Source organism: Agrobacterium sp. RC10-4-1, assembly GCF_014138475.1.
GTDB classification, from domain to species: Bacteria; Pseudomonadota; Alphaproteobacteria; order Rhizobiales; family Rhizobiaceae; genus Agrobacterium; species Agrobacterium pusense.
The window spans coordinates 157,459-177,362 of sequence record NZ_JACJIT010000010.1; the positions used below are offsets into that span (position 1 = coordinate 157,459).

Below are 19,904 nucleotides of genomic sequence, written 5' to 3' on the forward strand. Positions count from 1 at the left end.
CAAAACACCCCGACGGCGAACGCTGCTAGCGGGGTGTCTTTTCTATTCGGATGCGTACTTCCGCCGACGCGCCGGCGCGGTCACGCCGCCTCGTCCACCGGGTTTCCCTGGTCGATGATCTGCCCGGGTCCGCCTGTCTCGACCGCTTCCGGCTTGATCCGGAACCAGGTGACATACAGCGCCGGCAGGAAAATCAGCGTCAGGACCGTACCGACGACAATGCCGCCCATCATCGCGTAGGCCATGGGTCCCCAGAAGACTTCACGCGAGATCGGTATGAGCGCCAGCGTCGCCGCCGCGGCCGTCAACATGATCGGCCGCATGCGATGTTCGGTCGCCTCAATCACTGCTTGCCAGGCTGGCGTGCCTTCGGCTTTCAGCTCTTCGATCTGAACGACCAGGATCACCGAATTTCGGATCAGGATACCCGCCAGGGCGAGGATTCCGAGGATGGCCACGAACCCCAACGGGGCATGGCTGAGGACCAGCGCGGCCACAACGCCAATGAGGGCGAGCGGCGCGACGGCAAAAACCAGAAAGAGCCGATTGAAGCTTTGAAGCTGGATCATAAGAACCGTCGCCATGATGAAGAGCATCAGCGGGACGACCGCAGCGATCGGACCCTGCGACTTCGCGCTTTCTTCGACCGTCCCGCCGACCGCAAGGGAATACCCGGGTGGCAGGGTCTCCGAAAACTTCTGGATCTCGGGGCCAAGCTGTTTGACGATGGTGTCCGGCTGGGTCGGACCGGAAACCGCGGCCTTGACCGTGATGGTAGGAGTACGGTCCCGCCGCCATATTTTCGGAGGTTCGAGTTCATACCGCAGCGTGGCAACTGCCGAAAGGGGAACCGCTTTGCCGTTGGACGCAGGGACGAGCACGTTGCTTAGCGTCTCAAGCGAACCTCGTTCCGCGGCGTTTGCCCGGCCGACAACATTGATCAGGTAGATGTCGTCCCTGATCTGCGTGACAGGCGCGCCTTCGACAACCGTATCGAGGGTAGTCGCGATTTCCTGGGACGTGACGCCGAGCTGGCGGGCCTTGTCCTGGAGAACGTCGATCTTGACGACGCGCTCGGGCTCGTTCCAGTCGAGGATCGTGTTGTGGAGCAGCGGATGCCTGCTGACCAGGCCGAGCAACTCCTGACCAAGTGATCTCAACTCGTCGATATCGGGCCCGCTGACCCGGTAGTGGATCGGTTTCCCGATCGGCGGCCCGATATCGAGGAGTTTCACGTAGGCATCGGTGCCGGGAAACATGTCCTTGAGATACTGCTGCAACTTGGGGCGCAACCTGTCGCGCGCCTCGAGGGACTTGGAGACGATGACCGTCTGCCCGAACGAGGTGTCCGGCGTCTGGACGTCGAACGCCAGGATGAAGCGGGGAGCTCCCGTGCCGACGTAGGTCGACCAGTGAGCGACGTCTTCGTTGCCCGATAGGGTGTCCTTCTCGAACGTCTGCATCTGACGGTTGATCTCCGCGAACGAGGTGTTGTGCGGCAGATTCCAGTCCACGATCAGTTCATGGCGATCGGAGTTTGGAAAGAACTGCTGCTGGACGAGGCTCATCCCGGCGATGGACAGCCCAAAAGCACCGACGGTAAGGGCGATCGTCACCCATCTCCACCGAACGGCTGCGGAAAGTACCCGCGAGAAAACTCGTGCGGCTATTCCCTTTCGCGCCTTGTGGCTTGCCATCGTCTTGGGAAGGAGGGTCACCCCGAGAAGTGGAGTAAAAAGGACAGCGACGATCCACGACACGACGAGCGATACCGCGATCACGACGAACAGCGTAAACGTGAACTCCCCGGCGGCGCTGCTGTTGAGGCCGATGGGGATGAAGCCCGCAACCGTCACCAGCGTCCCGGTCAGCATGGGGAACGCCGTTGTCGTGTAGACGTGGGTCGCCGCCTTCCTGATATTGTCGCCCGCCTCAAGCCTGGCGACCATCATTTCGACGGCGATCATGGCGTCGTCAACAAGAAGTCCGAGGGCGATGATCAGCGCGCCGAGTGAAATACGCTGCATCGAGATGCCCGTGTACTCCATGAAAACGAACGTCATCGCCAATACGAGCGGGATAGACACGGCCACCACGAGACCCGCGCGCACGCCGAGGCTTATGAAGCTGATAAAAAGAACGATCACCACCGCCTCGAACAGGGCCCTGGTGAAACCGGATACGGCTTCTTCGACGACGGCGGGCTGGTCGGAAACCAGATGGACGTCAGCGCCCACGGGCATGTTCGCCTCTATCTCCGAAACCTTTCGCTTGAGCGCCTCGCCAAACTCCAGCAGGTTGGCTCCCGTACGCATGCCGATTGCCAATCCGAGCGCGGGCTCGCCGTTGTAACGGAACAGTGTGGCAGGAGGGTCGGCATAGGCTCGTCGGATCGTGGCGATCTCGCTCAACGGAAAAAAGCGGTCTCCGATCCGTAAATTGATCGCACCGAGGCTCTTTTCGGATTCGAACGATCCGCTGACCCTGAGGGCGATCCTTTCGGCCCCGGACTCGACGACGCCCGAGTGCGTCAGCGCGTTCTGCGCCTGAAGCGTCTCGATCACGGTCTGACGATCTACGCCTAGCGCCGACAGCTTACGGGTGGAGAACTCGAGGTACACCACTTCGTCCTGAGCTCCGAGGATTTCCACCTTGCCAACGTTCGGCACCGTGAGAACCTCGGCGCGAGCGTTCTCGACGAGATCACGCATCTCGCGCTGAGTCACGCCATCTGACGTGAAAGCGTATATGTTGCCGAAAACATCGCCGAACCTGTCGTTGAAGAACGGACCCCGCACTCCGGCTGGAAGGGTCGCCTGAATGTCGTTGATCATGTTCCTGACGAGGATCCAGTTCTTCTCGACCTCGCTCGCTTTTGTCGACGGGAGAATATCCAGGAAAATGGTCGTCCTGCCGGATACCGTCATGCTGCGAGTGAAGTCGAGTGCGGGGAGTTCCTCGAGCTTCTTCTCGATTCTGTCGGTGACTTGCCTGGCCATTTCGTCAGCAGACGCACCCGGCCATTCCGCTTGTATGATCATAGTCTTGATCGTGAACGAGGGATCCTCCTCTCTCCCGAGTTTGATGTAGGAGAACGCGCCCGCGATCACGAAGACGATCATGAAATACCAGACAAGCGATCTGTGCTCTAACGCCCAGTCGGATAGGTTGAACGATTTCATGGCTCGCTCCTCTCGGAAAGTCGGATGGCCTGACCTTCTACCAGACTGTTCACGCCAGCCAGGACGACACGCTCTCCGTCGTCGAGACCCTGCAGCACCGTCACCTCGTCTGTGGAGAGACTGGCCTCCTCTACCTCGATCACCCGTTTCGTGACGGTTCTCCTGTCCTCGTCTACGATCCAAACGAAAGCGCCGTCCCCGGTTCCGACGGCCCGTCGAGGCACCGTGACCCGGGTACTGTCTGATGGTGCCAGATAGGCCGTCGCGACCGCGCCGATGCGGAAACCGTTGCCCGGCGACAAAAGGGTGATGCGCACGCGGCGGGTTCTGGTGAGCGGATCGGCCGACGGCGCGAGTTCCCGGACTAAACCGCGCACAGCCATCTGATCGTCAAGCTGCAGCCTCAGGACAAAAGGGGTCCCGATCCTCAGACCACCGTACACCTCGTCGGGAACGTCGATCACGACCTCGCGCTCGTCCGGTTGGGCTATCGTGACAACGGGCGCTCCGGCGTCGGCAGTCTGCCCTACCTCAGCGGACGTCCTCGTGACGATACCGTCGAATTGCGCCCTCAACGTCGTGTAGTCGAGTTGTTCCCGCGCTTTTGCCAGGATGGCTTCCGCTTTGCCGACATTGGCTTGTGCAGACTTCAATGCCTGCTCGGCCTGTTCGAATATGGCGGTGATGCCGAGCCCGGCGTCCGCAAGTGTCCGCTGCCTGTCCCTCGTAACCTGAGCGTTGGCCCTTCTGGCCTCCGCGTTTCGAAGGTCGGCCTCTGCGGCGCTCACCTCGAGCGATTGCGAGGACGATTCAAGGGTGGCCAGGACCTGACCGCGGGTCACGAAATCGCCGACTTCGACCGGCCGGGAATTGACGTTGCCGAGTATCCTGAACCCTAGATCGGAGGAGACATGGGCCTCTACCACTCCCGGATATCCCCCGGCGCTTCGGCCGATACCGACGACTGCCGAAATGATGGGTCTGGGACCGCTTGTCTTTTTCTCCTGGCCTTGGTCCGAACACCCGGCAAGGGTGAGGACCGCCAGCAGGATGACGGTTTTCTTGATTGTCATCTCTCTTACTCGGGTTTGACCAGGACCGCCCGGCCAGGTGAAAGAAACTTCCCGCCTTCGACGATCACAGTATCGCCGACGGATATGCCGTCGGCGACTTCGACAGAGGACGTCCTGTGTTTGCCGATCGTGATCTTCCGGAGTGAAACGGTTTGCGTGCCCGGGTCCACGGTCCAGACCGCCGGAGCGTCGCCGACGACCGTGAGGGCCGACCACGGGACCTCGATCGTCGACCGTTGTGGAGATTCGAACGCACCGACGATCGGCGCGCCGAGCGGCCAGTTCTGCTCCTCGCCCATGTTGACCTTGACCTTGATCGTTCCGGTCAAGCCGTCGATGGTCGGCGATATCTCGCGGACGGTCCCTGTGATCTCGCGTGTCGGTTCGGATATCAGACTGAGGGCGAGCCTATCTGCCGGGGGATAGCGGAGGTACAAAGCCTCCTGGACATCGAAGACGCCGTCACGCTGACCGTTCCGCGCCAGCGTGAAAATGGGTTGGGCCGCTTTCGCGATTTGTCCGACCTCGGCGTTCCTGGCCGTGATGACGCCATCGGCATCGGCTTTCAGCTCAGTGTACCCGAATAGCTGACGGGCGTTATCCAGCTGCGCCGTGGCGGCGGCGACATTCTCCCTGGATGTCGCGAGGTCCTCTTGCGCCTGATCGATCGCCGCCTGGGTCGTCACGCTCGTCTTGCTGAGGTTACGCTGCCTTTCGAAAGCGAGGTTGGCCAATTTCAGTTGCGCCTCTGCCGACTCGAGATTGGCACGGGCGACGTTGATGTCCGCTTTCTGCTCTTCGGCATCCAACCGAGCGAGGAGGTCGCCCGCCCTCACCCGGTCTCCGACGTCAACGTGTCGTTCGACAATCCTCCCGTTCACGCGAAATGAAAGTTCGCTCTCCACGCGGGCACGAACCTCCCCTGTCAGGTAGGTGGCCTCGACCGTCGAAGCCGGGCGGACCGTAACCGCTCGCACCACGATCGGAGGCGGCTCGGGCTCCGCTTTGCCTCCGACCACAGAGAGCGCCGTGAAGCTGGCTGCGATCAGGATGAACCCGATATTTTTGGACATAGTCGAGCCTCGCGCGAAGTGACTTCGAACGTCGTTTGAGTGGCCGCTGTATCGCGGTGGTGATTTGGGGCGTTCTGGGTCGGCCGCTGCGCGGCGTGTACCCCACTGTTCGCCCGATAGAGGCTGAGTTCGCAACGTAGCTGATTTCGGCGTCACCCGTCGTCGGATGGAGGTCGAGGCTCGCTGCTGTCTCTACTGTGAATGGATTTTAGCGTCCCCTGCCCCGACATGAAGATATACATCGGTTGGGGTTGTTTCGATCATGCCGGAGCGTGGCAGGGATATCCGCGAAAGGCTTGGGTGAGGCGCAGTCGTGTGACGATATCCCTTGCGATCGCTTCAAAAATCGCGTCTTCTTTCTGAAACGTCTAGCGAGGCCAGCAAGGCATGACGAGAGAAACACCCGGGGGAAGTGTCGATGGAGAGGCTGCGACCGAGGAAAAATCCCTGGGCTCCGCGCTCGATGAAGTCGGCTGGACGCCCGTTGGGAAGCGCATCAAGGTAAAAACGGGCAAAGATCAGCCGCCTATATAGAAACGCTATGGCGGTGCGGTTTGAACGCCTGATCTGGCGACTGGACGGTTAGCTCAGCGAGCTGGACCAGTGGTTGCTATTGCCGTGGACTTGGGCAGGGCGATCGACGCTGCAACGCCCCGTGGCTGGCGCGGATGGGCCAGCCATCTCCCTTGAGCCAGGCCGGAAAGGCGTTGACGGAACGATGGAGATGCCTCGACCTGCGACACGGAGGAAAGCGCTGCGCCTACATCCGGGACCTTTTCGCACGTAGGATTCTTTGCTCTCCACTCGAAGAGCTGCGTGCCCTTGTTCTGGCCGTTTACGAACAAGTCGTCGTCGATCCCGACCGTAAAATCCGCGTGGATCGGATCGGAAAAGCCGATGAAAAGCATTCTCTGGTGCCAGGTTGTCAGCGATGTTTGGTATTGGACTTCGACAAGAGCCACGGTGCCATCCCAATGCGCTCTTGCCAGAGGCGACCGCTCGGTACTCAGCGCCGCGTCCGTATAGGCGTAAATTTCCGGTAACGCGAAAAAAGCTTCGATCTCACGGGTAGTCTCACCCCCGAGATCCGGCTCGAGTTCGGTCTTCGAGCTGAGCGGACCGTACGAGGACTGGCGGCTACATGAAGCCCCGATAGTTTCGGAGCTCTTGTAACAGAACGAATTACGACAGACCGCAATCTCAATCGAGGCCAACGTATCTGTCGAGCGACGCAGCTTCTGGATTCTGCCGTAAAGGTCGAACGCGTAGTCCCGATAGGATATTGCCGTCATAGAGCTGCCTCTTCGCGTTTCATTGGAGGGCGGAACGGCGGTCGCGACGCCATCGTCCCGGGTCCGCCGTTATGTGATGTCCAAATGATAAGGCTACTTGGCAGCGAGTCGATATATACGAGCGTTTAGGACCGCCCCTGGCGATAGGCCATCAGGCGATGCTCATTCCGCCGTCGACATGTAGTTCGACGCCGTTCACGAAACTCGCTTCCGGGGAGACCAGAAAGAGCGCCGCATTGGCGATTTCCATCGGCTGGCCGAGCCGTCCGACAGGGATCATGTTGGCCATTGCTTCCAGGAAAGCGGGCCGTTCCCGTTCGCTTACCCCCAGCTTTGCCAGAATTTCGGTGTCGACCGGTCCCGGGCTGATAACGTTCACCCGGATTTTTCTCGATTTGAACTCCTTCACCCAGTTTCTCGCGAAGGCGCTCATAGCGGCTTTCGTGCCGGCATAGACTGCATGGTTGTCCAGCACCTTGGTGGCGGCCAGCGAGCTCGTCAGAAGGATGCTGCCACCGTCATGCATCGACGGAACGATCGTCTGGACGCCGAAAAAGACACCACGTGTGTTAATCGCGAAATGGTGGTCGAACTCCGCGGGAGTGACCTCGTTGGACGGCTTGAGATCGATCACCGCGGCATTCGCCACGTAAATATCCACTCCGCCAAAGAGACGCTTGGCTTCGGAGGCTACAGACTTGTGATGTTCAAGATCGGCGACATCCCCTCGTATACCTATCGCCCCATGGCCGATATCAAGTACTGCGGCGTCGAGAGCGTCTTGACGACGCGCCGTTACGATGACCTGCGCTCCGTTTGCGGCAAAGAGTTTTGCCGATTCCTTGCCGATGCCGCTGTTACCGCCAGTGACGATGGCGACTTTTCCTTCAAGCTTTTTCATTGTCTATTGCTCCTTTGTCGGAGCTCGAAATAGCAACTCGGCAGGACGTCCAGTAGGTATACGTCAGGCACATCATTTTTGCGTAGGAGTTTGCAATGCGCGATCTACTCGAAGAGACACCTGGGCTACTTGCGTTCGTGAAGGCCGCAGAGAGCGGCTCCTTTACCTCAGCTGCCAAATTGCTTGGGACGACGCCTTCGGCGGCATCGCGAAGCATTTCCAGACTCGAGAAGCAGATCGGGGCCAGGCTCTTTCTGCGATCCACACGGGCCCTTACCCTCACACCCGATGGCCATTTGTTCCTGGAACGCGTCGCCCCTCTGCTGAAAGAGCTGGCGCACGCGGGGGACGTCCTTTCCAGAGGCATTTCTGGGCGGCTCAAAATCAGTTTCCCGAATGAGCTCGCCGCAGTTCTAATTGACGCGGTGATAGAGAAGGTCGCGAAGCCCAACCCCGAACTCCGTTTGGAGATCGGAATTTCCGATCGGTTCGTTGATGTCATCCGCGAGGACTACGACGTCGTGTTCCGTGTCGGACGTCTGCCGTCGAGTGAACTGTCCGCCAGGAAAATTGCCGACATGGAGATGGTGATCGTCGCGTCTCCCGAACTTCTCGCGTCACGCGGCCATCCGCGAACCGTGGCCGACCTGTCCTCCTTCCCGTTCGCGCGGTACGTGTCGGGAGCGAACGGATTCCAGATAGCGTTCGAGGACGGCTCGATAGCCGCGCCGCCCGGTGTGATCGACTGCGATTCGGGCTTTGGCCTTCATCGCGCGGCCCTACATGGGATCGGAGCGGCGTATCTTATGCGGTATATCGTTTCGGACGACATAGAGTGGGGTAGATTGGTGGCCATATACCCCGGAGTCGATCTCCCGGTACTTCCACTGAGCGCGGTCCACGCCTTCGGGCTCCACCCGCCTCACAAAGTGGTGGCGTTGTGCGATCTGGTCGAGGGTGTACTTCGCGGTGCAGTGCTGGAGGGTAACCCTGATAAGCGCCGCCGCGGTTAGGCGACGGCGCGCGTGTGCCTCAGGGCTGCGCCTTTACCGGCAGCCGGAATGGAGCGCCGAGCCGGTTGAAGGCGTTCATAGCTGCGATCGCGATCGTGAGATCGACCAGATCTTTGGGCTCGAAGACCGCTGAGACGGCGGCGTAGGCTTCATCGGAAGCATGCGTTTCGCTGACAAGTGTGACCTCTTCGGCCCATGCCAGCGCCGCGCGGTAGTTCTCGGGAAAAAGGTGCGGCACCTCCTCCCATACCGGGACCAGAGCGACCTTGTCAGCGGCCATAGTCTTGAGAAGGTCGCGGGTGTGGAGGTCGATGCAATGCGCGCAGCCGTTTATCTGGGAGACGCGCAGGAACACCAGGTGGATAAGTTCCTCGGGAAGATTCGTGTTGTGTGAAACGTAATGATGGACCCCGAAAAGCGCTTTGGCTCCGGCGGGAGCTATTTCGTGCCAGTTGAGGCGTGTGGTCTGGTTCATGATGATCTCCTTGGACTGCGCCGATGGTCGGCACTGATCCAATGACGAGACGACGATTGAAGGCGTGACATGTCGACGTTATTTATTTTCCGATTTCGATGTCGCTCGCGCAGAATGGCGGGTTTATCATCAGGGAAGTCGAGTCCAAGGAAAGCGATATGTGGCACTACGGCGATAGCGAGACGGACCAGGTTCAAAACAGTCGTACGCGGACGACAGCGTTTGAAGAGCGCTCCTCGGTGTCGCTTGAGGACCGGAAACTGAATGAATTTACGCTGCAGCGAAAACGCTTGCTGCACCTAGGTTACCGTATGCTGGGGTCGGTCACCGAGGCGGAAGATGTCCTGCAGGACGCATGGCTGCGTTGGGCACGCGCTGACGACGACATTCGCACCCCGGCTGCCTATCTCACCCGTATTGTCACGCGGTTATGCCTCGATCGAATGGCGTCGGCGCGAGCGCGTCGCGAGGTCTATGTCGGTCCATGGTTGCCAGAGCCGCTGATTGAAACCGCCGACACGTACGAGGTCGTTCCCGACGATGTCACTGTTACGCTGATGTTGGCGTTGGAACGACTATCACCGCTCGAAAGGGCGGCTTTCCTGCTTCATGACGTATTCGACGTGGCGCTGACCGAGGTGGCGGTTGTGCTTGAGCGTGATCCGACCGCTGTTCGACAACTTGCTTCCCGGGCGCGTAAGAATGTTCAAAACGCACGTCCACGATACAATATCGGGGCAGCGGAGGCAGATGAGATTGCGCGCGCTTTCTTTGCTGCGTCGCGCGACGGTGACGTCGCGGCGCTTTCGGAATTGCTGGCACGCGACGTCCAGATACACACCGACGGCGGCGGGAAGGTTCGCGCGTTCCGGGATGTTATTTACGGCTTGGAGCGCGCACTGCGCCTCTTCGTTTCCGCTCGGAAAAAGGCCGTGCTTTCACCGACTTTCCTTCGAACCGTCACCATCGACGGCCTGACGGGATATGTGAGCCTAGACACGAATGACGTATTGCAAACGACGGCTTTGGACATTCGCGATGGCAGGATCTTCGCGATCTATATCGTCAAAAATCCCGACAAACTGACGCGTGTTAACGTGTAGGGTCCGCGCAGGCTTCCCCCCTTGGCTTCGCTTTTCCTGTTTTCGTTGGGAGCAGCTGGGCGTGACCGGTCTCCTCCTAGCAAATCGCGATGAGTAATCTACAATATTCGAGGTCGACCTCATGAGTAAACTCACGAAGGCGTTGAGCGAGGGAAAGCTCTATGTCTGCCTCAAATTAGAAGCCACCGAGTTCAAGCCCGTCTATAGGACCACTGAACTTCTTCCCGACTTCGATTTCATTCCGTACGACGGTGGAAGCGTTAAGGACTACCCAGTCTGGCACGAGTTTGATCTCTCGAACGAAGCGATTTTCATCCACAAGCTGATCCTAGACGACTACGGATACTTTGTCGAAGATGACCCACATGATGATCCAGAATATGAGCTGCCCAAGGCAACGTCTGAAAGCACAGGGAGGCTTGCCTTGGAACTTCAAATAGCAGACCGTTTTGGGTGCCGAGCACTGGTGAGAGGAAGCCTGTCCGGAACTTCCATGGAGATGAACATGGACGTGCGGTTCGATTTCACCATGTGCTCCTACTCGGGAGACAGCCGGCTTATCGGATATGCGGCCGAAGCGATCGCCGAAGGTTTTGCGTTCGAGGAGGAGGGAAAACTCAAGCAAGCGTTTTTCTCATACTTTTCGGCAATCGACAGCTTTATTGAGGCGGAGCGGGAAAAACTCAACCGGGGGCTGCCCGAGGACAAGCGCACTAAGCCTGGTATACGACTGATAGAAAAACTGCAGGCGGTAGTTAAAGGTAACATGCCACCGCCTATTGGCGGCCTCGACAAAGTGAAGGTGTGGGGAGACGTTAAAAACGGCTTCGACAAATGCGAGAAGCTCCGGAATGCTATCGCACACAACACGAAACGCACCCGATTACGCAGACCGACGTGGATCTGTGCTTTGCCGTATTCGCCATCGTTGTGGCAATGGTGAAGAATAATCTCTACGACGAAAAACAGATCATTATGCATTACGGTGTCGGCGACGACTGATGCGATGCAGCGAGATTTACGCAGAATTTAATCTGTCGAACTGCGTTGGCCACTCGCTGCCCGACTTGGATCGGTGGGTCCGGCACGCGGTCGGTATGCCGACTCGTGAGAATATCGACCGTAAGCGGCTGCCCTTCTATGAGCGAGTTCGATCTGTAAAGCGCCATAAAAGCATACAGCGGCTTTCCGCGAAGCCACGGCCTACGAGAACCCAGCATCGGCCGATACGCAAAGTGCGCTCGAGGCCGGGTTCGGGCCATCTGCACGTACCTCAATCAACCAGCACAGGGCCGCGTATCGCATACGAGCGTATAATTGCGCGCGAAATGCGTTTCTTTCATATCTGGAGCATTGACCAACGATCACGACGCCAAGCCGCTGATCGGGCCTTGACCGGAGATTGCAGGATGCGGCCACGTTTTGACATCGGTGACTGCCGAGATAGCCTTTTCAATTTGCGCCTGGTGGACGGATTCGTGATCGAATCCGGCGTGGATGAACGACTCATCGCGCCGATCGGCATTCGAGCTGCGCACATTGACGGCTGCGAAAGCTCCATCGATTTCCACGTCCAGAAGGCCCGAATGCTCGGCAAAGCCGAAGCTTGGCTTTCAATGACTTCGCAGTGGCGAAGGGCGTCGATCTACAATCCTGTAGAGCGGGCCGTATTGAACTTCACGGAGCTTCTGATGCAGACCGCAAACGGCATTTGGGGTCAGGCTTATGACGCTATCCGGGATTTCTTAATTCCCAAGGATATCGCACGTCTGATGATCGCGGTGAGTGCAGCAAGAATGTGGGATCAACTGGCACTGCTTGCGCGAAGCGATCCTCGATCCCGCAATACTGGCATGGCAGCGGCGCGGCCTCAATCCTGAGCCGCGAACGGCTCCGGGGCGACTTGCCTCCGGGCCCGCGCACCCCACTCGAAATCTGTTCTCCGTTATCAACACCCACGTTTTCGGGAGTGTAAAGACATGCGCTCGAACTATCCGGAGCAGAGACCTTCTGCCCCACTCATTCCGGCTTCCGTCTACTTCACCATTATCTTGACGATGGTGGGGCTCGCTTCGGCGACGGTTTACATCGGCGCTAGGGATAAGCCGCGACAGACGCGGGTATATCTGGCGCAGGACTTCGCAAACCTCCAGCCAAAGATTTCCGGTCGCAAGGTTGCATCCGGCTCGCTGTCGGTGTCACCAGCAGCGACCCTAAAAATTGAAAAAGCCGTCTCGGGCGGTGGGGCCCAAGGCGTCATCGTGGTGGATCGTTCGTCCGCCGTGACTCTATCCGACGTCGCCTCCCGTTAGTTCCACACTCACCCGCCACAGCCGCTCGGCATCTTCGGGGTCGATGGCATAGGGACGCACGCCTTTGCGCTCGGTTTCTTCGATTGCGGCGATGTCGCTGTTCTCACAGTAGAGGCCTCCCAAGCCATCGAGAAGCGGCGACGTCGCACACCAGACGGTCGTCGCAGCACCTTGGGCGAAATTCTTCATATCCGCCTCGGGGTCGATGATGGGCTGCCCATTCTGGTCAATTGCGCCGAAAGCGTCCACCTCTTGAGGCGACAGATGGCGGGCCAGCGGCCCGACGATCGAGCCGGGATGGACCGAAAACGCCCTGATGCCGTGAGTTTTTCCTCGAGCGTCGGCAGCGACGGCGAAGAGGGCGTTTGCAGTTTTTGACTGTCCGTAGGCTTGCCACTTGTCGTATGGCCGCATTTCGAACCGCAAGTCATCGAAATGGACACCGTCGATCTGGTGTCCACGCGACGACAGAACAACTATCCGCGCACCCCGCGCGGCCTTCATCGCTGGCCATAAGAGCGTCGCGAGCCTGAAATGGCCGAGATGGTTGGTGGCGAACTGGCCTTCGTTGCCGTCCTCGTCGCGAAAGAGCGGCGTCGCCATCACGCCCGCGTTCAGTATCAGGCGATGGATGGGGCGGCCCGTTTCCAGAAATCGCGTCGCGAAGCGTTCCACGGACATGCTGTCCGTGAGTTCCATCTCATGGACTTCTGTCCTGGGGATGCCCTTGAGCGCGCTTTCGGCATCTGCCACGCGCCTCGCGGGGACAACCACTTCGGCCCCCTTGGACACGAGGACACGCGTCGTTTCGAGACCGAGCCCTGACGCGCCGCCCGTGACAAGGACGACCTTGCCTTGCAAGTCGATGCCGTCAGCCACCAATTGAGCAGTGGCAGCCGGACCCCATTTGGTCCCGAGTGGTGTTTGAGCGTTGTTTTTCATGATTACCTCGCTTTCGTCTGTAACGAGATATGGCAAATCGAGACAAGACAAACTATGTTCAATGCTCCTATAATTTGTAGCGAACGTCCGGAATGTCGTCCGATCCCTTTTCAGACATCTTGCGGCTGACCCGCGCGCGTGGAGTTTTGTCGGCAGGTCTCCGCGCGAAAGGACGCTTTACTGTCCGCGTCGAAATGCACGACGGCATGAAATTTAACGCGATCACGGAGGGCGCATGCTTCCTTGACGTGGATGGGCACGCAAGTTACAAACTTGAAAAGGGCGACTGCTTCCTGCTGACAAGGGCCACGCCCTTCACCGTCGGCAACGACCGTTCAAGCAAGGTGCTATCCGCCGCCCAGGTATTTGCCCATGCGACCGCCGGCTTCGCGCAACTCGACAATGGAGACGGGCCGTCGGCGACATTCGTCGGCGGCAGGATGACATCGGACAGGAACATGGAGTTTCTGACCTCCTCCCTTCCAGCAGTCATTCTATTGAGAGCCGGAACTGCGACCGCGGAATGGATAAGGGGGCTGCTTCTACGGTTGGAAGCCGAAATGGCCGAGGCACGCCCCGGGGCCGAGATCATATGTGAAGAGATCATGCATATGATCTTCGTTGAGATGATCCGGAGCCACGCCAGTGACGGCGAGGCTGTCGGTTGGATTGCCGCCCTTTCCGATCCTCAGATCGTCAAAGCGCTCTCAGCGATGCATGCTGAACCCGGTAGAAACTGGCGGGTCGCTGACCTGGCCTCGGCAAGCGGTCTCTCAAGATCGCAGTTCGCCGAACGCTTCGCACGGATCGTCGGAGAACCTCCGCTGGAGTACCTAACGCGGTGGCGCATGACGCTTGCCCGTGAAGCGCTTAGAGATAGGACCGCGACGATCGCGAAGGTCGCCAACGACGTGGGCTACGGCTCGGAGGCGGCTTTTGGAGCCGCCTTCAAACGGGTTTACGGAACCTCGCCGAGACGATCTGTCGAAGGAGATCGTGTAGTTAAGCGGCAACACGATGCCGCTCGGCTCGAAAGCGGCCGGACTGCTAGGCAAAGTTGATTTAGACCCGCGTGTGATGCGCGGTGGCGTCAGACTTTGATCTGCCGCTCCAGCTCCGCCGAGGCGGTGGCATAGCGATTGCCACCAAGTGCCAAGCGAGCCGACGGAGTCGTGGACCACCGGTCGAAAAACATGGTACCCATGCGATCTGGATGGGTCGGAACCAGGGAGTCCTGTTCCAAACGTGCCCCGAACCAGGTCGCCATCCTGTCGGCGGTGACCACCCTTGTGTCGTTCGTTACGGAAAACGCCCTGCGCAGCCAGTGCGCGATGGCGTCGCGCTCGGGCCCCGCGATCTGAACCACCGCATTTCTCGGCTTTTCCAGTGCGATCTCGGCCAGAATACCACCCACATCGTCGGCGGCGATAGGCTGCAGAAGCGCGTCGGGGGGATTTACCGAGTTCTGCTTTGCGAACCCCCCGGAAATGGTTGGCAGGAACTCGAAAAACTGGGTGGATCTGACGATCGTGAAAGGGGTCCCGGAAGATCGGGCCACTTGCTCCTGTCGCGCCTTGGCGGCGTAGTATGGGTTGCCGGGCAGATGATCTACTCCCACGATCGACAACGTCACATGGTGCTTAACGCCCGCCTCTATCTCCGCCTTCGCGACGTTCCTTCCCGAAACGACGAAAAAGTCCCGAAGCGTCTCCTCGTCGAACGAGTGGACATCCGACGCGTCGACGACAACGTTCGCCCCGGAGAGGGCCTGCAGAAGTCCCTCCCCAGTGATCGTGTTCACTCCGGTTCGGCGGGAAGCCGCGACGACCTCGACGTCGAGACCCTTCAGCCTTTCGACGACCCTTGCTCCGATCATGCCGCTTCCGCCGAGCACGACTACTTTCGAAAATTCGGACATTTTAAATACTCCTGTGACTGATGATTGCGTCTTGGTGGGCATCTTGCAAAATGCCGTAGGTCCGGCGGATCATACGCCGCTCCTCAGGACGATGAGTTGATCGATGAGGTTGTCGCTGAGCACGAAGTAAAAGAGCAGGATCAGCGGTTCGGGCAGACCGGGGGCGTCGAAATCGCCTGTTATTTTCGCTGAAACGATCGCACCAGAGGACCGGAGTCGTATATCAAGGATGATCGCACGAACATGGAAGCCGATGATGTCCTGTTCGGCCCAGCCGATGATCTCGTCAATGCCGGACAACTCCTGCATCTGGTCATTGATGACGGCATCACTGGCGAAGCCTCTGACAACTCCGCCGAGATCTTCTTCGTTCAGAGCGGTAAAGAAATTGTCGATCGTCTCCGGCAGTACCTGAACGGGGAGGATGACCTGTAAGTTTTGCGATTGTCGGTATGCCATTGATCTATCTCCGGGGCGTCTATGCCCGGAGGAATACGCCATCATCACGGACTGTACGCAGTTAATGGTCGTTAAATTTCGTTATGCGTCTAATAAAGCATAATATTTTCAAGAATTCGGCGTGCGACGCGCCTGAGCGTTATCTTTTGTTTCTTCACCCCAACAAAACTTCAGACGCACAACATACCTTTTCGCATTCCAACGTCTCTTAACTCGCCGACACGAACTTTCTCGCCGAAAGTGATGTGGTCAACAGCGAGGAGATTCAGACATGCAACTCAGCACCGACATCCATATGGCCAGCCAGTCGCCCGCACCGCAGCAGACCGTCCATCTGGTCGAAAGCGACCTCGCAAGCCGCGCCGCAGTGGCCCGCTTGCTTCGTGACAACGGCTACGACGTGGCCGAATATGACGATAGCGAAGAATTCGCTTCCGCTTCAGATGGGCCCCGCGCCGGGTGCGTCGTGATCAGCGCGGATCAGGGCAGCATGGATCGCGGGATGATCCGGGACCAGCCCGGCGCTACCCTCCCCGTCATCTATGTCAGTCAGGTGGACGATGTTCGCGCCAGCGTCGAGGCGATGAAATCCGGTGCGGTGGACTTCCTGCTCAAGCCGATCGACAAGCACGCCTTGCTTCGGGCTGTCGCAGCGGCGTTCGAGCTGGACCATCGGGAACGGAGCGCCTTCATTGCCCGCCAGTCGATCAGGTCCTGCGCAGTCAGCCTCACCCCCCGGGAACGCCAGGTTTTCGAAGCCGTCACGAGCGGACTGATGAACAAGGTCATCGCCTATGACCTCGGTATCAGCGAGATCATGGTCAAGGTTCATCGCGGGAGAGTGATGCGGAAAATGAATTCGCGCACATTGCCGGACCTTGTCAGGAAGTACGACGTCCTTCAGCAGACACTCGCCGAATCGACAGAGCTGCGAAAGATTACGGCCCTCAACTAGATGCGTATTGCGATGCATACTTTGGTTTGCATCGCGCAACGTTGCGCGGGGGCGTATCGTGGCAAAGCGCCCTCGGGAATCCAGAGGCCGCAGTGTTCAACAGCGGCCGCTTCCAACCTGTAAGAACCGGTCGCCTCCGCCGGGAAACCCGGCTGCTGCAGGAGATCGCGAATGTCCTACAGGTTCGGGTCGTTCAGGCTTCTGCCGATAGAACGACGACTGGAACGCGACGGCGTTCCAGTGTCGATCGGAAGCCGTGCGTTCGACCTTCTGTCGGTTCTCGTGGAAAACGGCGGTACTGTTGTCTCCAAGCGCGATCTGACCGCCAGAGCCTGGCCGGATACCGTCGTCGACGAGGTGAGCCTGCGGGTGCATATCTCGGCACTGCGGAAATCGCTCGGGACGAACGATAGCGGCGCGGCGTTCATCAGCAACGTGTCCGGTCGCGGCTACATGCTTTCGGCGGAAGTCGAGACCGACGTCGCACGAGGTGACACGGTTACTGCACCGATAGCGAAAACCGAAAATCACCTCCCCCCGCCGCTCCTCCGAATGGTTGGGCGGGAGGCGGCATTGGAAGAGACTTGCGAGCGTCTTGTATCCCATCGGTTCGTCACCGTTCTCGGCGCGGGTGGAATGGGCAAGACCACGCTCGCGATCGCCGTGGCCCACAAGATGTCGGATGGTTTCCGGGATGGTGTTCTTTTTGTCGATCTCGCTCCGGTGACGGATGGAGCCTTGGTCGCGACAACCGTCGCCTCCCATTTCGGAGTCGCAGCTCCCGCGCAGGCGGCCGTTGCCGTGGTCTGCAATTTCCTCAAGGAGAAGAGAATCCTCCTGCTGCTCGACAACTGCGAGCATGTCATCGAAGCCGCGGCAGAGTTGGCGGAACGGGCGCACCGTTACTGCCCGGAGCTTTGCATTCTCGCGACCAGTCGCGAAGCGCTCCGGGTCGAAGGCGAGCAAGTCTACAAGATCACTCCTTTGACGACGCCAGCCGCTGACGTGGTCGGCGATGACACCCGCCGTTTTCCGGCGGTACAGTTGTTTCTCGACCGGATGGCCGCGGCAGGTGGCGCGACCGAGGTCGGGCAAGGTGAAATCGATCTTGCAGCGGAGATATGCCGCAGGCTAGACGGGATGGCTCTCGCCCTAGAGCTGACGGCGGCGCGCGCCGCGTCTCACGGCCTTTCCCGGACACTCGAGTTGCTCCAGCAGAGGTTTGGAATCCATTGGGGCGGCCGTCGGACCGCGCTTCCACGTCACCAGACCGTGCTGGCCCTGCATGATTGGAGCTATAACCTCCTGTCACCGGACGAAAAGCTAGTCCTGCGGAGAGCCGGATGGTTGAGCGGGCCGTTCACCGCCGAGGCGGCGTCGAAAATATCTCGAATCGAGACCGACGACGTGCTCGACTCGCTGGCGGACAAATCGCTGATCTCCCGTGTCCTGAGCGCAAACGGCGCGCTGAGATACAGGCTGGCGGAAACGACGAAAGCATACGCGCTCGACAAGCTACATTGCGACCCGCCGGAGGTGGAGCGCGTGGCACGCGCCCATGCGGAGTATTTCCTCGACCTACTCAGGGTCCATGCCCAAAAGGCGGACCCGTTTCATCTGAGCGGTGTATCGAAAATCCTTCCCGAGGCGTTGGCGAATGTCAGAAGCGCGATCGATTGGTGTTACAGCGAGGCTGGTGACCCGGAGCTCGGAGCCCAACTCGTCGCCTATTCGTCCCCGCTGTTCCTGGAGCTATCCCTTCTTGAGGAATGTTTCAGGTGGAGCGATCGGGCGCTCTCGTCGCTCCCTTCGGTTATGATGGACGAGGTCGCGGAGGCTTTGCTGCATCAAGCCCGTGCGGTTTCGGGGATCATCGTCAGAGAGGCGCGGGATATCGTCACCGCTTCGTTCGAACGCGCCCTGGAAATCGCCGATAGCCTCGGTAATCTCAGGCTCAGGCTCGAAATCATCGCAGGCTTCAACATTTTCCTCATGCGGGCGGGGAACTGCTACGCCGGCGCGCGAATAGCCGATGCCGCCGAGACAGCATGCATGGGATCGTCCGACGTCGTCGCCAGGCGGCTCGTACTCTGGATGAAGGGAATCTGCCATGCCTACAACGGTGACTTCATCGGTGCCCGCCGGGTCCTCGAAGAATCATGTCCGGTCGGCGGCTCCGTCGATCTCGATCTGACACTCGTGGTGTTCACCCAATTCATTCGGGCAAAGGTCCAGCTCGCGCGCGTACAGCTTCTCCAAGGCGACGGTAGGCGGTCGGAAATCACCGCTCGCGACGCGATCGACAGCGCCGCCGCCTACAGCCATCCCATTCCGCTTTGCATCGCCCTCGCGTACGCCGCTTCAAATGCCATCTGGAAAGGCGATCTGGCGGTCGCCAACGGCATGATCGAAAGGTTGGCCGAAGTTTCGCAACGACATTCCCTTGCCGCGTTTCATGCGGTTAGCAAAGGGCTTAGCGGGGAAGTCCGCGTGCGCCAGGGCTCTGCGGCGGAAGGCGTGACGATGCTGGTAAGCGCGATCGAAGTCATGACATCCCGAAATCACGAACATATGCTGGTGAGCTTTCATGCTGCCTTGGCAGAAGCATATGCCGCCCTCGGGGAAGTATCGCACGCAATTCGGCACATCGAGACCGCGATCAGCACCGCGCGGACTGGCGGAGAGATATTCCAGATGTCCGATCTCCTGCGAATAAGGGGCACGTTACTGATTTCAGGCCCCCTCGACGGGCACATGGACGAGGGCAATGCGGACCTCAGAAAAGCTTACGTGACGGCCTGCGACAGCGGAAATTCGCTTCACGAGTTGCGAGCTGCCACAACGCTCAGACGAATGCTGAACTCATCGGAAGCCGAAGAGATGTTCGAATCGACGCTGGCAAAGCTTCCTCATGAGGAACGGCTTTTCTACATGGACCTCGTCCAATCCCCACCTTATGGCAGCGGTCAGAGCGCCGACGGCCAAGTGCCGCGCATGAGCGATATCAGCGCCGTTTCGACAGAGCTGTCTGAAAGTGCATTAGGACGTCGACCTCCAGTCGCTCCGGTGAGTTATTGCGCTGAGTGCGAGCCGTAATTTTCGCGTCGTGGCTCCCCAGCTCGACATCTCCCGATCGGCGCTCAGTCGCGCTTTGGCCAGACTCGAGGCTGATCTCGGGGTGCGTCTGTTCCGGCGGACTACGCGAA

Annotated in this window: 17 protein-coding genes and 1 pseudogene; 9 read left to right on the forward strand and 9 right to left on the reverse strand. The window is 59.2% G+C overall.

The annotated features are described in order from the left end of the window. Window positions 1-80 precede the first annotated feature (80 nt). The 5 genes from FHW77_RS24110 to FHW77_RS24130 form a co-directional block, all read right to left on the reverse strand. Complete coding sequence (locus FHW77_RS24110) at window positions 81-3,182, reverse strand: efflux RND transporter permease subunit (RefSeq protein ID WP_182590834.1); 3,102 nt, start codon at window positions 3,180-3,182, stop codon at window positions 81-83. Continuing rightward, entirely contained in the window at window positions 3,179-4,255 is a 1,077-nt protein-coding gene (locus tag FHW77_RS24115) for an efflux RND transporter periplasmic adaptor subunit (RefSeq protein WP_034495419.1), read from the reverse strand. The genes FHW77_RS24110 and FHW77_RS24115 overlap by 4 nt, the downstream gene beginning before the upstream one ends. Window positions 4,256-4,260: 5 nt before the next feature. Beyond that, a complete protein-coding gene (locus tag FHW77_RS24120; RefSeq protein WP_182590835.1) occupies window positions 4,261-5,328 on the reverse strand; it encodes an efflux RND transporter periplasmic adaptor subunit in 1,068 nt (355 codons plus the stop codon). Between the two features lie 587 nt (window positions 5,329-5,915). Beyond that, on the reverse strand, window positions 5,916-6,620 hold the full coding sequence (locus FHW77_RS24125; protein WP_034495415.1) for a hypothetical protein: 705 nt from the start codon (window positions 6,618-6,620) through the stop codon (window positions 5,916-5,918). A 151-nt stretch (window positions 6,621-6,771) separates the two neighbouring features. Continuing rightward, window positions 6,772-7,521, reverse strand: a complete 750-nt coding sequence (locus tag FHW77_RS24130) for an SDR family NAD(P)-dependent oxidoreductase (RefSeq protein WP_034495413.1) — start codon at window positions 7,519-7,521, stop codon at window positions 6,772-6,774. Window positions 7,522-7,616: 95 nt separating this feature from the next. Between FHW77_RS24130 and FHW77_RS24135 the strand changes: the two genes are divergently transcribed. Next, entirely contained in the window at window positions 7,617-8,534 is a 918-nt protein-coding gene (locus FHW77_RS24135) for a LysR family transcriptional regulator (RefSeq protein WP_051674090.1), read from the forward strand. A 19-nt stretch (window positions 8,535-8,553) separates the two neighbouring features. Here FHW77_RS24135 and FHW77_RS24140 read toward each other — a convergent pair whose 3' ends face one another. After that, window positions 8,554-9,009 (reverse strand): carboxymuconolactone decarboxylase family protein, encoded by a 456-nt coding sequence (locus FHW77_RS24140; protein WP_034495411.1) that lies wholly within the window; start codon window positions 9,007-9,009, stop codon window positions 8,554-8,556. Window positions 9,010-9,167: 158 nt separating this feature from the next. On the opposite strand from FHW77_RS24140, the gene FHW77_RS24145 reads away from it, so the two are divergent. From FHW77_RS24145 to FHW77_RS24160, 4 genes are all read left to right on the forward strand, one after another. Further along, window positions 9,168-10,112 (forward strand): sigma-70 family RNA polymerase sigma factor, encoded by a 945-nt coding sequence (locus tag FHW77_RS24145; protein WP_081859326.1) that lies wholly within the window; start codon window positions 9,168-9,170, stop codon window positions 10,110-10,112. A gap of 121 nt (window positions 10,113-10,233) precedes the next feature. After that, complete coding sequence (locus FHW77_RS24150) at window positions 10,234-11,055, forward strand: hypothetical protein (protein ID WP_034495409.1); 822 nt, start codon at window positions 10,234-10,236, stop codon at window positions 11,053-11,055. 466 nt (window positions 11,056-11,521) lie between these two features. Beyond that, entirely contained in the window at window positions 11,522-11,992 is a 471-nt protein-coding gene (locus FHW77_RS24155) for a carboxymuconolactone decarboxylase family protein (protein ID WP_182590836.1), read from the forward strand. A 99-nt stretch (window positions 11,993-12,091) separates the two neighbouring features. Then, window positions 12,092-12,424: a hypothetical protein gene (locus FHW77_RS24160; RefSeq protein WP_034495405.1), complete on the forward strand. Its 333-nt coding sequence runs from the start codon at window positions 12,092-12,094 to the stop codon at window positions 12,422-12,424. Here the strand turns inward: FHW77_RS24160 and FHW77_RS24165 are convergent. Beyond that, entirely contained in the window at window positions 12,401-13,366 is a 966-nt protein-coding gene (locus FHW77_RS24165) for an oxidoreductase (RefSeq protein WP_182590837.1), read from the reverse strand. The two genes, FHW77_RS24160 and FHW77_RS24165, sit on opposite strands and share 24 nt — an antisense overlap. A 92-nt stretch (window positions 13,367-13,458) precedes the next feature. Here FHW77_RS24165 and FHW77_RS24170 point away from each other — a divergent pair, with 92 nt between their 5' ends. Beyond that, a complete protein-coding gene (locus FHW77_RS24170) occupies window positions 13,459-14,427 on the forward strand; it encodes an AraC family transcriptional regulator (protein ID WP_081859318.1) in 969 nt (322 codons plus the stop codon). 29 nt (window positions 14,428-14,456) lie between these two features. On the opposite strand, the gene FHW77_RS24175 is transcribed toward FHW77_RS24170, so the two are convergent. Both FHW77_RS24175 and FHW77_RS24180 read right to left on the reverse strand, forming a co-directional pair. Beyond that, window positions 14,457-15,284 (reverse strand): SDR family oxidoreductase, encoded by an 828-nt coding sequence (locus FHW77_RS24175; protein ID WP_182590838.1) that lies wholly within the window; start codon window positions 15,282-15,284, stop codon window positions 14,457-14,459. A gap of 69 nt (window positions 15,285-15,353) precedes the next feature. Beyond that, window positions 15,354-15,743 carry a Cif family virulence factor gene (locus FHW77_RS24180; RefSeq protein ID WP_034495401.1) on the reverse strand — a complete coding sequence of 130 codons (390 nt, stop codon included), beginning with the start codon at window positions 15,741-15,743 and terminating at the stop codon, window positions 15,354-15,356. A gap of 271 nt (window positions 15,744-16,014) precedes the next feature. Between FHW77_RS24180 and FHW77_RS24185 the strand changes: the two genes are divergently transcribed. The 3 genes and pseudogenes from FHW77_RS24185 to FHW77_RS27005 form a co-directional block, all read left to right on the forward strand. Continuing rightward, on the forward strand, window positions 16,015-16,698 hold the full coding sequence (locus tag FHW77_RS24185) for a response regulator transcription factor (RefSeq protein ID WP_051674086.1): 684 nt from the start codon (window positions 16,015-16,017) through the stop codon (window positions 16,696-16,698). Between the two features lie 240 nt (window positions 16,699-16,938). Beyond that, window positions 16,939-19,794 carry an ATP-binding protein gene (locus tag FHW77_RS24190; protein WP_182590839.1) on the forward strand — a complete coding sequence of 952 codons (2,856 nt, stop codon included), beginning with the start codon at window positions 16,939-16,941 and terminating at the stop codon, window positions 19,792-19,794. A 10-nt stretch (window positions 19,795-19,804) separates the two neighbouring features. Next, a pseudogene (locus tag FHW77_RS27005) lies at window positions 19,805-19,870 on the forward strand (hypothetical protein); the annotation flags it as partial. Window positions 19,871-19,904 lie beyond the last annotated feature (34 nt).